Consider the following 13,823-nt stretch of genomic DNA (forward strand, 5'->3'; position numbering starts at 1 on the left):
CGGCCTTCTTGGCGGCGGTCTTGCGGGTGCGCTTGGGCTTCTCCGCGACCTCGGTCGCGGCCTCGGCCACCGGCTCCACCGCGGCGGCGGCCTTCTTGGTGGTGCGGGTGCGCTTCGGCTTGACCTCGGCCTCGGCCTCGGCGACGACCTCCGCCACAGGGGCGACGGCGGCCTTCTTGGCACGGCTGCGCTTCGGCTTCGCCTCGGCGGTCTCCGCGACCTCGGTCACCTCCACGGCGGCCTCGGCGGGCGCGGCGGCGGCCTTCTTGGCACGGGTGCGCTTCGGCTTGGCCTCGGCAGGGGCCTCCGTCAGGGCCTCGGCCTCGGCGACGACCTCCGCGACGACCTCCGCCACGGGCGCGGCGGCCTTCTTGGCGCGCGTCCGGCGGGCCGGCTTGGCCTCGGCCTGCTCCTGGGCCGGGACGACCGGGGCGGCCTCGACCGGCGCGGCCTCGACCGGGGCGACCGCGACGGGCGCGGTCTCGACCGCCGCAGCGGCCTCCGGCTTCGCGGCGCGCGTACGACGACGGCGCGGCTGCGCCGGAACCTCCGCGGCAGCGGTCTCCGTGGGAGCGGCAGCCTCGGCGGTCACCGCGGTCTGCACGGCCTCCGCGGCCACCGGCGTCACCGCGGCCGCGGCCGACCCGGCCCCGCCGCGCGTACGGCGACGGCGACGCGGCTTCGACGGCGTGGCGGGCGCGCCCTCGGCCACCGGAGCGGCGGCCACGGCCGGAGCGGCCGTGGTGTCGGCGCCGAGCGCCGCCCCGCCGCGGGTGCGGCGGCGCTGACGCGGCGTACGCGTACGGGCGGGACGCTCCTCGGTCTCCTGACGCGGGCCCCGGCCCCCGTCACGGCCCCCGTCGCGACCGCGGTCACGGCCGCCGCGGCCGCCACGGCCACCGGTCTCGCCGAGGTCCTCGATCTCCTCCGCCGCGAGCCCGGCAAGGGTCCGCTCGGAGCGCGGCAGTATGCCCTTCGTGCCCGCGGGGATGCCCAGCACCTCGTACAGGTGCGGGGAGGTGGAGTACGTCTCCTCCGGCTCGTCGAAGGGCAGCTCGAGCGCCTTGTTGATGAGCTTCCAGCGCGGGATGTCGTCCCAGTCGACCAGGGTGACGGCCGTGCCGGACTTGCCCGCGCGGCCGGTGCGGCCGATGCGGTGCAGGTAGGTCTTCTCGTCCTCGGGGGACTGGTAGTTGATGACGTGGGTGACGTCGTCGACGTCGATGCCGCGGGCGGCGACGTCGGTGCAGACGAGGACGTCGACCTTGCCGTTGCGGAAGGCGCGCAGCGCCTGCTCGCGGGCGCCCTGGCCGAGGTCGCCGTGGACCGCGCCGGAGGCGAAGCCGCGGCGGAGCAGCTGGTCGGCGATGTCCGCCGCGGTGCGCTTCGTGCGGCAGAAGATCATCGCGCGGTTGCGGCCCTCGGCCTGCAGGATGCGGGCGACCATCTCCGGCTTGTCCATGTTGTGGGCGCGGAAGATGTGCTGGGCGATGTTGGCGTGGGTCTGGCCCTCGTCGTCCGGCGAGGTGGCGCGGATGTGCGTGGGCTGCGACATGTAGCGCCGCGCCAGGGAGATGACCGCGCCCGGCATGGTGGCCGAGAAGAGCATGGTCTGGCGCTTGGCCGGGAGCATCGTGATGATGCGCTCGACGTCGGGCAGGAAGCCGAGGTCGAGCATCTCGTCGGCCTCGTCGAGGACGAGTGCCTTGACGTGCGCGAGGCTGAGCTTCTTCTGGCCGGCGAGGTCGAGCAGGCGGCCGGGGGTGCCGACGATGACGTCGACGCCCTTCTTGAGGGCCTCGACCTGCGGCTCGTAGGCGCGGCCGCCGTAGATGGCCTGGACGCGGACGTTGCGTACCTTGCCGGCGGTCAGGAGGTCGTTGGTGACCTGCTGGCACAGCTCACGGGTGGGGACGACGACGAGCGCCTGCGGGGCGTCGGTCAGCTGCTCGGGCTTCGCCCGGCCCGCCTCGACGTCGGCGGGGACGACGACGCGCTCCAGGAGGGGGAGGCCGAAGCCCAGCGTCTTGCCGGTGCCGGTCTTGGCCTGGCCGATGACGTCGGAGCCCGAGAGGGCCACCGGGAGCGTCATCTCCTGGATCGGAAAGGGGTGCACGATGCCGACGGCTTCGAGCGCTTCGGCCGTCTCGGGGAGGATTCCCAGGTCTCGGAAAGTCGAGGGGTTCGAAGGAGTGGACAGGATCTTGCCTCTTCTGTGAGACGCGGCGGCGCTGGGCGGCGAAGGGGGTCGTACAAGGTCGTACGGACCGCGCCGGGGTACTGTCCGGCCTGGGGACGCCGGATGGCGCGGGACCACTGCCTTCGCTCGAGCACACGTGCCGCGAGCGGATCCCTCCTGGTGCACACGTCTCGTGTGCGCCGCGCGGAGGGCGGTCGGTTTTGGAAGCCGATCGGGCCACCGACCGGGCATCCGCTGGAGGTCCAGGGGCTGGGGCGAGAGATGCCCCCGGAAGACACAGCATGGGACTGCCTGCCGACACACTCGACAGGCGCATTACCACTGTACCCCGGAAAGGCGCATGTGTGTCCGGACAATCCTTCGGACAGATCCGGATGAAGTAGCTGACCTGGGCCTTCGCCGGGTTGCGAAGCGGGCTATTGTGCGCTCCATGGAGACGTCCGACAACGCTGAGAACGCCAACGAGCCCGCCGAGGCGCTCACCGGGATCGCCGCCCAGGACTGGGCTCAGGCATCCGCCGACCCGCAGTACCGCGCGGCGGTCGTGGACCTGCTGGGCGCGCTCGCCTACGGCGAGCTGGCCGCCTTCGAGCGCCTCGCCGAGGACGCGAAGCTGGCCCCGACCCTGGACGACAAGGCCGAGCTGGCGAAGATGGCCGCGGCGGAGTTCGGCCACTTCCAGCGGCTGCGCGACCGCCTGGCCGCGATCGACGCGGAGCCGACCGGCGCCATGGAGCCCTTCGCGGCCGCGCTGGATGAGTTCCACCGCCAGACGGCCCCGTCCGACTGGCTGGAGGGCCTGGTCAAGGCCTACGTGGGCGACTCGATCGCCAGTGACTTCTACCGCGAGGTGGCGGCCCGGCTGGACTCCGACACCCGCGCCCTGGTGCTGACCGTCCTGGACGACACGGGGCACGCGACCTTCGCGGTCGAGAAGGTGCGCGCCGCGATCGAGGCCGAGCCGCGGGTGGGCGGCCGCCTCGCGCTGTGGGCGCGCCGGCTGATGGGCGAGGCGCTCTCCCAGGCGCAGCGCGTGGTCGCCGACCGTGACGCGCTGTCCACGATGCTGGTGGGCGGCGTGGCCGACGGCTTCGACCTCGCGGAGGTCGGGAAGATGTTCTCCCGGATCACCGAGGCGCACACCAAGCGCATGGCCGCGCTGGGCCTGGCGGCCTGACCGCACGCGGTGACCCCGCGGCTCCGGCCCGGGCTCCGGCCCGGGCCGCTGCGGTGCTGACCGCTTCGGTCCTGACCGCTGCGGTGCTGACTGCTGCGGTCCCGGCCGTTCCGGCCCTCTTCAGGCCGTGGCTGATCGGCGGGCCCGGTCGCCCTGCCGCAGCAGCAGGGACAGCAGGGCCACGGCCACCCCGAGCGAGACCGCCAGCGTGGCCGGCGTGTGGCCCGGGCCGAGGACGGAGTGGGCGAGCAGGGCGCCGAAGAGCGCCGCGACGGGACCGGTGGCCAGCGTCAGGGCCCGGGAGCGGAACTGCCCGTACCGCTCGGGCAGCCAGCGCAGGGCGCCGTAGGAGACGGCGAGTCCGATGAGGACCGAGCCGAGCGCTTCCCACAAGATCATGGTCACTTCCCTCCCGTACCGGGGCGAGGAGCGGGTGCAAACCGGTCGAAGCCGTACTACCCCTCGGGGGTGTGCGGCAACCCTCGTCCCGGTTCGCACGGAGCTGCACCCGTAAAGACAACGGCGGGGTCCCGGTGATTCCTCACCGGGACCCCGCCGTTCGAAGCCTCCGAAGCGCGGACTCAGAGCGCGCCGAAGCCGACCTTGCGGGCGGCGGGCTCGCCGATCTCCACGTACGCCAGGCGCTCGGACGGGACCAGGACCTTGCGGCCGCGGCTGTCCTCCAGGCTGAGCAGGGGCGCCTTGCCGGCGAGAGCGTCGGAGATCGCCCGCTCGACCTCCTCGGCGCTCTGCGTGCTCTCGATGACGATCTCGCGCGGCGCGTGCTGCACGCCGATCTTGACCTCCACGGCTTATGTCCCTCCGAAGGTGTGGGTATTCGTCCACACATTAGCCGGTCGGGTGCGGGGTCAGGCCTGCTCGGGGGCGTTCTTCGGGAAGCCCGCGATGCCGCGCCAGGCGAGCGAGGTCAGCAGCTGGACGGCCGTGGCGCGGGGCACCGTGCTCTCGCTGGAGAGCCAGTAGCGCGCGACCACCTGCGAGACGCCGCCCAGGCCCACGGCCAGCAGCATCGCCTCGTCCTTCGACAGGCCCGTGTCCTCGGCGATGACGTCGCTGATCGCCTCGGCGCACTGCAGCGAGACCTTGTCGACGCGCTCGCGCACGGCCGGCTCGTTGGTCAGGTCGGACTCGAAGACCAGGCGGAAGGCGCCGCCCTCGTCCTCCACGTAGGCGAAGTAGGCGTCCATGGTGGCTGCGACGCGCAGCTTGTTGTCGGACGTGGAGGCCAGGGCGGTGCGCACCGCGTGCAGCAGGTTCTCGCAGTGCTGGTCCAGCAGGGCCAGGTAGAGGTCCAGCTTGCCGGGGAAGTGCTGGTAGAGGACCGGCTTGCTGACGCCGGCGCGCTCGGCGATGTCGTCCATCGCCGCCGCGTGGTACCCCTGCGCGACGAAGACTTCCTGGGCCGCGCCCAGCAGCTGGTTGCGTCGGGCTCGGCGCGGCAGGCGCGTGCCCCGCGGCCGCGCCTCGGTCTGCTCGATGGCTGTCACGCCGCCTCCCATGATCGTTCACTGCACGGTGTGCACCGCGTCCGCCATCGTACTTTTGGGTAACCCGGGCGTGCGTGGTCGGAGCGGAGAATTTCACGGACCGGACGCTGTGGGAAGTTGACAAAATCCTGACAATTGGCACAGGCCGGCCCATGGCCCCGCCGGGAACCCGTGGTTCAGCGGTAGTCGTCCTCGTCCAGGTCCACGACGCGCGCCTGCTCGGCGACGTCGGCCACGTTGGCCGCGGCGGGGTCCAGGACGGCGAGCGGGTCGTCCCGGTGCTGGGCGAGGTCGGCGTGCTGCTCCGCGGCATCGGCTTCCGGGGCCTCGGCGTCGAATTCCGTCACGTCGGCGTCCTCCTCGTCGAAGTCTTCGAACGTCTCGGGGTCGCTCGGGTCGACAGGCATGCGGAACCTCTTTCCGGTATCCGGGATGTGCGCCCTCGTACTCCTTGCGGTCGAGCCTAGGAGACAAGGCCTCGTGCCGCCAGGTGATCTGTGACGCCCGCCACAACGGGCCCGGCGTGATCGTCTCGTAACATTGCCCGCATGTCTTCGACCGAGTCACCGGATGCCCGCACCGTCCCCGTGGTGCCTCCCGGTCGGCCCTCGCGCGTCAGCGAGGGCGAGGAGGTCCGCACGGTGACGCTGCCCGGCGTCACGCTGGCCGTGCGCTCCCGCCCGCCCCGCAGCGAGGGGCTGCCGCCCGCGCTCTGCATCCACGGCCTCGGCGGCTCCTCGCAGAACTGGTCCGCGCTCATGGAGCTGCTCGCGGGCGACACCGCCTGCGAGGCGCTCGACCTGCCGGGCTTCGGCGACTCCCCGCCCCCGGACGACGGCGACTACTCGATCACCGGCTTCGCGCGCGTGGTCATCCGCTACCTCGACGCGAGCGGGCGCGGCCCCGTGCACCTCGTGGGCAACTCCATGGGCGGTGCCATAGCGACCCGCGTGGCCGCCGTCCGCCCGGACCTCGTCCGCACGCTCACCCTGATCTCGCCCGCGCTGCCCGAGCTGCGCCCGCAGCGCACCGCGGTGCCCACGGCGCTGCTCGCACTGCCCGGCGTGGCGTCCCTCTTCGCCCGGATGACGAAGGAGTGGACACCCGAGCGGCGTACGCGCGACGTCCTCGCGCTGTGTTACGGAGACCCCGGAAGAGTGACATCCGAGGGCTTCGCGCTCGCCGTCGCGGAGTACGAGCGGCGCCTGGAGCTCCCCTACTTCTGGGACGTCATGGCCCGCTCCGCACGCGGAGTGGTCGACGCGTACACCCTTGGGGGCCAGCATTCGCTGTGGCGGCAGGCGGAGCGCGTCCTTGCCCCTACTCTTCTGGTCTACGGAATGCGCGACCAGCTCGTCTCCATCCGGATGGCCCGCCGTGCCGGCAGGACTTTCCGCGACTCGCGGTTGCTGACACTGGTGGAATCAGGACATGTCGCCATGATGGAGGACCCGGACGCGGTGGCTCGTGCCTTCCGCGACCTCCTCGCGGACACCGCCACAGCCGATCGGAGCGCCTCGCCTCGTGGGTAAACACAGCGCACGCGCCCCCCGTGCCGGCTTCCGGCCCGCCGCGCCCACCGCTTCCGGTGCGGGCGGCGGTGGCCAGGGAGCGGCCGGCCACGAGCCCGCGGCCTTCCCCGGTGAGGGCGAGGGCGACCCCTTTTACGACCCGCTCAGACCCGCGGGACCGGTGGACCAGGGCGGCCCCGAGGGCTTCCCCGGGCAGCGCCAGGAGGTCGGCGTCGGCTGGGGCGTCATCGGAGTGCAGCGCGCCCACGCCACGGACGCGGGGGCGTACGGGCCCGGGAGCGTGCCGGGCTACGACGCGCGCCTGGCCGGATACCTCGGCGGCTACGGCACGGGCCAGGACGCCGCGGCCTACGACGCCTCCTTCGACGCGTACACCCCCTCCTACGGAGCGGGCCACGACTCCTACGAGGGGGGCCACGGCGCCGTCTACGGTACGGAGCCCGTGGAGCCCGCGGCCTACGCGGAGGCGGCCCCCGGGCAGACCGCCTACGGGGACCAGGCGTACTCCCCGTACTGGCTGGGAGGCGCACCGGCCGCAGCCGGCAGTACCCCGAGCGACGATCCGGACAGCGCGCCGAACGGCCCCCACGCGCGCGTGCCCGGTGCCGATGCGCGCGTACCCGCTCCTGCCGCAGGCAGCGACTCCGCCGACCGCACCGCGCGCGTGCCCGCTGCGGCGAGCCCCTCCGGCAGCCCCGCCGCGCCGCCCGTGCGCGTGCCGGCGCCCCGCCCCGGGAGCGCCCGCCCCCGCGGCGGCTCCCGCGGTGCGTCCTGCGAGAAGCCCGGCGGCGTCGTGGCGCGCACGGCCACGGGCGTCGCCGCCGCCGTCGTGACGGCGGTGCTCGCCGTCGTCGTCGCCGGACAGGTCGAGGACGGCACGGACACCCAGGCGCAGGCCCGCCCGGCGGACGTCGAGCGGCAGAGCCCCGACGCCGCCTCCCGCTCCGACAGCCGCCCGACGCCCAACGGGGGCGTCGCGCAGCCGGTCACGTACGAGCAGAAGATGGACCGCAAGTACCCCCTGGACGAGAAGGCCAAGGGCAGCGGCGACTTCGAGACCGTCGGCGGCCACGACCGCGCCCCCGGCCGGGGCGATGTCGTGCGCTACCGCGTCGACGTCGAGAAGGGCCTGCCGCTCGACGCCGAGCTCTTCGCCACGGCCGTGCACCGCACGCTCAACGACGAGCGCAGCTGGGGCCACGGCGGCACCCGCACCTTCGAGCGGGTCTCCTCCGGCGACGCCCGCTTCGTCATCACCCTGGCCAGCCCGGGCACCACGGCCGTCTGGTGCGCCAAGTCGGGGCTCGACACCACGCAGGACAACGTCTCCTGCGACTCCGCCGCCACCGACCGCGTCATGATCAACGCCTACCGGTGGGCGCAGGGCGCACAGACGTACGGCGACAAGATGCACGCCTACCGGCAGATGCTCATCAACCACGAGGTCGGCCACCGGCTCGGACGCGACCACGAGACGTGTTCCAAGGAGGGCGCGCTCGCCCCGGTGATGATGCAGCAGACCAAGTTCCTGGCGACGGACGGCGTCACCTGCCGGCCGAACCCCTGGCCGCACCCATGATCGAGTGTCTCATTCTCCGGAATGTTCCATCTCTGGATATGAGACACCTTGGACAGGGGGCGAAAATTCGTTCAGTGTTCTGCGCATGTCGCACCACCACGCCCCCGAGACCGCCGGCTTCGAGCTGGCGCTGATCGGCGTGGCCGCGCACAGCGTCGCCGACATTCACTGTCGCTGAGACCGCACTCTTCCCCCGAGCACTTTTCCGCGTCTGCACTCCTGCGTCACCTGCGCTCCTGCGCTTCCGTAAGCAGTGTCGCGTCCGCCGGGGGGCGGTCCGGCGCCTTCGCGCTCCCTTCCACCGCCTTCCGTGGGTGCTTCCGGCTCAGCAGCTCACCCCTCGCTCTCCCGTATCCGCGAAAGGCCCCCTTCGTCATGCGTCAACTTCCCGCGATATCCCGCCGTGTGGCGGCCGCCGCCGTCAGTGTGGTCCTGATGGGCGGCGCGGCAGCGTGCGGCCCGGAGGAGAGCGGCGCCAAGGGCGGCGGCGCCGACGGCGCGCCCGAGAAGGGCGGCACGCTCACGGTGCTCAACCGGGCGCCGCAGAAGCAGTTCGACCCGGCCCGCCTGTACACCTCCGGCGGCGGCAACATCCCCTCGCTCGTCTACCGCACCCTCACCACCCGCAACCGCGAGAACGGCGCCGAGGGCACCAAGGTCGTCCCCGACCTCGCCACGGACACCGGCACCCCCAGCGACGACGCCAAGACCTGGACGTACAAGCTGAAGGACGGCCTCAAGTACGAGGACGGCTCGCCCATCACCTCCGCCGACATCAAGTACGGCGTCGAGCGCTCCTTCGCCGCCGAACTCTCCGGCGGCGCCCCCTACTTGCGTGACTGGCTCATCGGCGGCGACAGCTACCAGGGCCCGTACAAGGAGAAGAAGGGCCTCGACTCCATCGAGACGCCCGACGCGAGGACCATCGTCTTCAAGCTGAAGAAGCCCGAGGGCGACTTCCCCTACTTCGCGACCTCCACCCAGTTCGCCCCCGTGCCCAAGGCCAAGGACACCGGCGCCAAGTACGCCGAGCACCCGGTCTCCTCGGGCCCGTACAAGGTCGTCAAGAACGTGGGCGACGGCGAGCAGATGACGCTGGAGCGCAACCCCAACTGGTCGGAGGAGACCGACAAGGAGCGGCACGCCTACCCCGACCGGATCGAGGTCAGGTCCGGCCTGTCCCCGGCCGTCATCAACCAGCGGCTGTCGACCGGCTCCGGCGCCGACGCCGCCGCGGTGACCACCGACACCAACCTGGGCCCGGCCGAGCTCGCCCAGGTCACCGGCGACAAGAAGCTCGCCGGCCGCGTCGGCACCGGCCACTTCGGCTACACCAACTACCTGGCGTTCAACCCCGAGGCCAAGCCGTTCGACGACCCGAAGGTCCGCCGGGCCGTCGCCTACGCGATCAACCGCACCAGCGTCGTCAACGCCGCCGGCGGCTCCTCGCTCGCCGAGCCCGCGACGACCTTCCTGCCGAACCAGAAGTCCTTCGGCTACACCGCCCACGACCACTTCCCGGCGGGCGCCAAGGGCGATGCGGCCAAGGCCAGGGAGCTGCTGAAGGAGGCCGGTCACGAGAACGGCCTGGAGATCACGCTCACCCACTCCACCGCCCAGAACTCCGAGACCAGCCCCGAGATCGCGACCGCGATCCAGGCGGCTCTGAAGGAGGCCGGCATCACGGTCAAGCTGGAGGGCCTGGAGGACAACGACTACGAGGAGAAGGTCCACAGCGTCGACAAGCAGCCGGCCCTCTTCCTCGCCCACTGGGGTGCCGACTGGCCCTCCGGCGGCCCCTTCCTGGCCCCGATCTTCGACGGCCGGCAGATCGTCAAGGACGGCTACAACTTCAACGCCGCCCGCCTGAACGACCCCAAGGTCAACGACGAGATCGACGAGATCAACAAGATCACGGACCACGATGCCGCCGCGCAGCGCTGGGGCGCCCTCGACAAGAAGATCGGCGAGCAGGCCCTGACCGTGCCGCTGTTCCACCCGGTCTACAAGCGCCTCTACGGCAAGGACGTCAAGAACGTCGTCATCAGCAACTGGACCGGTGTCCTCGACGTCTCGCAGGTCGCGGTCAAGTGACCACCGATCTGCTGACCACGCACGCACCGAAGGAACCGGAGGCGGGAGCCGCTCCCGCCTCCGGCGCCCGGCAGGTCCTGCGGCGGCTGGGAGCGCGGAAGTCCGCGCTCGCGGCCGCCGCCGTGCTGGGCCTGCTCGTCCTTCTCGCCCTCGCCGCGCCCCTGCTGGCCGCGCTGGAGGGCCAGGACGCGAACACCTACCACGACGCCCTGGTCGACTCCGCGCGCGGCGGCGTGCCCTTCGGGGACTTCGGCGGCGTCAGCGCCGACCACTGGCTGGGCGTCGAACCGGGCACCGGCCGCGACCTGTTCGTGCGCCTCGTCTACGGCGCCCGCGTCTCGCTGCTCGTCGCCCTCGGAGCCACGCTCGTCCAGGTGCTGATCGGCGTCGGCGTGGGCCTGGCCGCCGCCCTCGGCAACCGCTTCGTCGACAGCGCGCTCAGCCACCTCACCGACGTCATGGTCGCCATGCCGATGCTGGTCTTCGCGATCGCCCTGATGGCCGTCGTCCCGGCGGACTTCCCGCGCCCCGTGCTGCTCGTCATCGCCATCGGACTGCTGGCGTGGGGCGGGATGGCCCGTCTCGTGCGCGCCCAGGCCCTGGGCCTGATGAAGCTCGACTTCGTCTCCGCCGCCCGGCTCACCGGCGGCTCCACCTGGCGCGTCGCCCGGCGCGAACTCCTGCCCTCGCTCGCCGCGCCCGTGATCACCTACGCGGCCGTCCTGCTGCCGAGCAACATCGTGCTCGAAGCGAGCATGTCCTTCCTCGGAGTCGGCGTGAAGCCGCCGACCCCCTCCTGGGGCCACATGCTCTCGTCGGCCACCACCTGGTTCCGCGCCGACCCCCTGTACGTGCTGCTGCCGGCGCTCATGCTCTTCGTCACCACGCTCGCCTTCACCGTCCTCGGCGACGGGGTGCGCACGGCGCTCGACCCGCGCGAGGCCTCACGGCTCCGCGTCGGCCGGAACCGGCGCAAGGCGCGCACGAGCGGCGCGGGAGGCGCGGCGTGACCGGATACCTCCTGCGACGCGCCGCCGGCGCGCTCGCCGTCCTCCTCGTGCTCTCCGCCGTCGTCTACGCGACCTTCTACATCGCGCCCGGCGACCCCGCCCGCCTGGCCTGCGGCCCGCGCTGCAACCCCGAGCAGATCGCCCAGGTCCGCGAGCAGCTCTCCCTCGGCGACCCCGTGTACGTCCAGTACTGGCACTTCCTCCAGGGCATCGTCGCCGGGCACGACTACTCCACCGGCGCCGCGGTGCTGCACTGCGACGCACCGTGCTTCGGTTTGTCGTACCAGAACAACCAGCAGGTCACCGACATGCTGATCGACCGGCTGCCCGCCACCGCCTCGCTCGCCGTCGGCGCCATGGCCGTCTGGCTGCTGCTGGGCACCGGCACCGGCCTGCTGTCCGCGCTGCGCCGCGGCGGGATCACCGAGCGCGTGCTGACCTGGCTCACCCTCGCCGGAACGGCCACGCCGGTCTTCATCAGCGGCCTCGGCCTGCTGATGCTCTTCTGCGCCTACCTGGCCTGGCTGCCCTTCCCCTCCTACGTGCCGCTCACCGACGACCCCGAGCAGTGGGCCTGGAACATGCTGCTGCCGTGGGCCGCGCTCGGACTCCTGGAGTCGGCGAAGTACGCCCGGCTCACCCGCAGTTCCGTGCTGGAGACCCTGGCCGAGGACCACATCCGCACCTTCCGCGCCTACGGCGTCCGCGAGCGCTCCCTCGTCACGCGCCACGCCCTGCGCGGCGCCGTCGCGCCCGTCATCGCGCTGACGGCGGCCGACTTCGGGTCGATGTTCGGCAACGCGGTACTCACTGAGATGATGTTCGGCCTGCCCGGCATCGGACAGCTGCTGGTGCACGCCACCACGAGCCTCGACCTGCCCGTGGTCGTCGCCGTCGTGATGGTCACCGGCACCGCCGTCGTCATCGCCAACATCGTGGCGGACGTGCTGTACGCCGTCGCGGACCGAAGGGTGGCCCTGCGATGACGACCGGACCCCGTGGGACGACGCAAACGCCCCTGGTGGCCGTCTCCGGCCTCTCCGTCACCTTCCCCGCCGGGCCCGGCGGCCGGGCCGCGGGCCGCCTCGTGCGGGCCGTCGACGACCTGTCGTTCAGCCTCCCGCCGGGCGGGTCCCTCGGCATCGTCGGCGAGTCCGGCTCCGGCAAGTCCACGGCCGCCTACGCGCTGCTGGGGCTGCACCGGGACACCGGCGCCGAGGTCACCGGTCAGGTGACGGTGGCCGGTCACGACGTCCAGGCCGCCGACGACGCCGCCCTGCGGCGGCTGCGCGGCGGCGTCGCCGCCATGGTCTTCCAGGACCCGCTCTCCTCCCTCGACCCCTACCAGGCCGTCGGCGACCAGATCGCCGAGGTCTACCGGGTCCACCACCGCGGCGCCTCCCGCCGTGCGGCACGCGCGCGTGCCGCCGAGGTGCTGGACCGCGTGGGCATCCCGGACGCGGCCCGCCGCGCCCGCTCCCGCCCGCACGAGTTCAGCGGCGGCATGCGCCAGCGCGCCCTCATCGCGATGGCCCTCGCCTGCGCACCGCGCCTGCTGGTCGCCGACGAGCCCACCACCGCCCTCGACGTCACCGTCCAGGCCCAGATCCTCGACCTCCTGCGCGACCTGCGCGCCGAGACCGGCATGGGCCTCGTCCTGGTCACCCACGACCTGGGCGTCGCGGCCGGCAGCGTCGACGAGCTGCTCGTGATGAAGGACGGCCGGGCCGTCGAGCGCGGCCCCGTCCGTACCCTGCTCGACACGCCGGGCGAGCCGTACACCCGCGACCTGCTCGCGGCCGTCCCGCGCGTGGACGTCCGCCGCCCGGACGCGGGCGCGCGGGCCGCCGCGGACGAGGCGCCGCTGCTCGAAGCCACCGGCCTCACCCGGCGGTTCGGCCGCGGCAAGGACGCCGTCACGGCCGTCGACGACGTCTCGCTGACCGTACGGCCCGGCGAGACCGTCGGCGTCGTGGGGGAGTCCGGCAGCGGCAAGACGACCCTGGGCCGCATGCTCGTCCGGCTCCTTGCCCCCACCGGCGGCGAACTGCGCTACGAGGGCCGCGACATCGGCGGCCTGAAGGAGCGCGAACTGCGCTCCTTCCGCAGCGAGCTGCAGATGGTCTTCCAGGACCCCGTCTCCTCGCTCAACCCCCGGCGCAGCATCGGCGAGTCGATCGCCGACCCGCTGCGCGCCGCCGGGAAGCTCGACGAGGCCGCGATCGCCGCGCGCGTGCGGGAGCTGCTGGAGCGCGTGGGGCTCGACCCCGGCGCCTACCACCGCTACCCGCACGAGTTCAGCGGCGGCCAGCGGCAGCGCGTCGGCATCGCGCGCGCTCTCGCGCCCGAGCCGAAGCTGATCGTCTGCGACGAGCCGGTCTCCGCGCTCGACGTCACCACCCAGGCGCAGGTCGTGCGGCTGCTCGGCGAGTTGCAGCGCGACCTCGGCCTCGCGCTGGTCTTCATCGCCCACGACCTCGCGGTCGTACGGCAGGTCAGCGACCGGCTCGTCGTCATGCGCGGCGGCCGGATCGTCGAGGAGGGCCCGGCCGACACGGTCTACGAGCAGCCCCGGCACGCCTACACCAAGGGCCTGCTCGCGGCGGTCCCGCGGCTCGAAGGGGCCGAAGCCGCCGCATAGCGCGAGGCAACGCCTCATCTCCTGGAAAGTCACCTCTGTTCACCCCTTCCGGTGGGGGGGGGGGGGGGGGGGGGGGGGGGGG

General features: G+C 72.9%; 13 protein-coding genes. 8 read left to right on the forward strand and 5 right to left on the reverse strand.

Going from position 1 to position 13,823, the window contains the following annotated elements; genetic code table 11:
• Window positions 1-2,092: DEAD/DEAH box helicase (locus tag ACSNOG_RS28250; protein WP_436755535.1), on the reverse strand; the 2,092-nt coding region annotated here is incomplete at its 3' end.
• Window positions 2,093-2,630: 538 nt separating this feature from the next.
• Between ACSNOG_RS28250 and ACSNOG_RS28255 the strand changes: the two genes are divergently transcribed.
• Complete coding sequence (locus ACSNOG_RS28255) at window positions 2,631-3,377, forward strand: ferritin-like fold-containing protein (protein WP_058046122.1); 747 nt, start codon at window positions 2,631-2,633, stop codon at window positions 3,375-3,377.
• 120 nt (window positions 3,378-3,497) lie between these two features.
• Here the strand turns inward: ACSNOG_RS28255 and ACSNOG_RS28260 are convergent, their stop codons facing one another.
• From ACSNOG_RS28260 to ACSNOG_RS28275, 4 genes are all read right to left on the reverse strand, one after another.
• Window positions 3,498-3,776 (reverse strand): hypothetical protein, encoded by a 279-nt coding sequence (locus tag ACSNOG_RS28260; RefSeq protein WP_436755536.1) that lies wholly within the window; start codon window positions 3,774-3,776, stop codon window positions 3,498-3,500.
• Between the two features lie 182 nt (window positions 3,777-3,958).
• Window positions 3,959-4,186 carry a DUF3107 domain-containing protein gene (locus tag ACSNOG_RS28265; protein WP_359105655.1) on the reverse strand — a complete coding sequence of 76 codons (228 nt, stop codon included), beginning with the start codon at window positions 4,184-4,186 and terminating at the stop codon, window positions 3,959-3,961.
• A gap of 60 nt (window positions 4,187-4,246) precedes the next feature.
• The gene (locus ACSNOG_RS28270; protein WP_436755537.1) at window positions 4,247-4,885 is read right to left on the reverse strand and encodes a TetR/AcrR family transcriptional regulator; all 639 of its coding nucleotides are present in this window, start codon (window positions 4,883-4,885) and stop codon (window positions 4,247-4,249) included.
• 176 nt (window positions 4,886-5,061) lie between these two features.
• Window positions 5,062-5,292, reverse strand: coding sequence for a hypothetical protein (locus ACSNOG_RS28275; RefSeq protein ID WP_436755538.1), 231 nt, complete (start codon window positions 5,290-5,292; stop codon window positions 5,062-5,064).
• Window positions 5,293-5,433: 141 nt separating this feature from the next.
• Here ACSNOG_RS28275 and ACSNOG_RS28280 point away from each other — a divergent pair, with 141 nt between their 5' ends.
• From ACSNOG_RS28280 to ACSNOG_RS28310, 7 genes are all read left to right on the forward strand, one after another.
• Window positions 5,434-6,417 (forward strand): alpha/beta fold hydrolase, encoded by a 984-nt coding sequence (locus ACSNOG_RS28280; protein ID WP_436755539.1) that lies wholly within the window; start codon window positions 5,434-5,436, stop codon window positions 6,415-6,417.
• On the forward strand, window positions 6,410-7,996 hold the full coding sequence (locus ACSNOG_RS28285) for a DUF3152 domain-containing protein (RefSeq protein ID WP_436755540.1): 1,587 nt from the start codon (window positions 6,410-6,412) through the stop codon (window positions 7,994-7,996). Before ACSNOG_RS28280 ends, ACSNOG_RS28285 begins: the two co-directional genes overlap by 8 nt.
• 85 nt (window positions 7,997-8,081) lie before the next feature.
• Entirely contained in the window at window positions 8,082-8,174 is a 93-nt protein-coding gene (locus ACSNOG_RS28290; RefSeq protein ID WP_311766081.1) for an Ms4533A family Cys-rich leader peptide, read from the forward strand.
• Window positions 8,175-8,371: 197 nt separating this feature from the next.
• Window positions 8,372-10,090 carry an ABC transporter substrate-binding protein gene (locus ACSNOG_RS28295; RefSeq protein ID WP_436755541.1) on the forward strand — a complete coding sequence of 573 codons (1,719 nt, stop codon included), beginning with the start codon at window positions 8,372-8,374 and terminating at the stop codon, window positions 10,088-10,090.
• Complete coding sequence (locus ACSNOG_RS28300; RefSeq protein WP_436755542.1) at window positions 10,087-11,100, forward strand: ABC transporter permease; 1,014 nt, start codon at window positions 10,087-10,089, stop codon at window positions 11,098-11,100. Before ACSNOG_RS28295 ends, ACSNOG_RS28300 begins: the two co-directional genes overlap by 4 nt.
• Window positions 11,097-12,086, forward strand: coding sequence for an ABC transporter permease (locus tag ACSNOG_RS28305; RefSeq protein ID WP_436755543.1), 990 nt, complete (start codon window positions 11,097-11,099; stop codon window positions 12,084-12,086). Before ACSNOG_RS28300 ends, ACSNOG_RS28305 begins: the two co-directional genes overlap by 4 nt.
• The gene (locus ACSNOG_RS28310; protein WP_436755544.1) at window positions 12,083-13,741 is read left to right on the forward strand and encodes a dipeptide ABC transporter ATP-binding protein; all 1,659 of its coding nucleotides are present in this window, start codon (window positions 12,083-12,085) and stop codon (window positions 13,739-13,741) included. Before ACSNOG_RS28305 ends, ACSNOG_RS28310 begins: the two co-directional genes overlap by 4 nt.
• Window positions 13,742-13,823 lie beyond the last annotated feature (82 nt).

Origin of the sequence: Streptomyces sp. URMC 124 (assembly GCF_051386455.1) — a bacterium.
In the GTDB taxonomy this organism is placed as follows: domain Bacteria; phylum Actinomycetota; class Actinomycetes; order Streptomycetales; family Streptomycetaceae; genus Streptomyces.

Coding starts and splice junctions, on each gene's coding strand:
- ACSNOG_RS28290 (WP_311766081.1), top strand. CDS start 8,082: ATGTCGCACCACCACGCCCCCGAGACCGCCGGCTTCGAGCTGGCGCTG.
- ACSNOG_RS28295 (WP_436755541.1), top strand. CDS start 8,372: ATGCGTCAACTTCCCGCGATATCCCGCCGTGTGGCGGCCGCCGCCGTC.
- ACSNOG_RS28275 (WP_436755538.1), bottom strand. CDS start 5,292: ATGCCTGTCGACCCGAGCGACCCCGAGACGTTCGAAGACTTCGACGAG.
- ACSNOG_RS28260 (WP_436755536.1), bottom strand. CDS start 3,776: ATGATCTTGTGGGAAGCGCTCGGCTCGGTCCTCATCGGACTCGCCGTC.
- ACSNOG_RS28310 (WP_436755544.1), top strand. CDS start 12,083: ATGACGACCGGACCCCGTGGGACGACGCAAACGCCCCTGGTGGCCGTC.
- ACSNOG_RS28255 (WP_058046122.1), top strand. CDS start 2,631: ATGGAGACGTCCGACAACGCTGAGAACGCCAACGAGCCCGCCGAGGCG.
- ACSNOG_RS28280 (WP_436755539.1), top strand. CDS start 5,434: ATGTCTTCGACCGAGTCACCGGATGCCCGCACCGTCCCCGTGGTGCCT.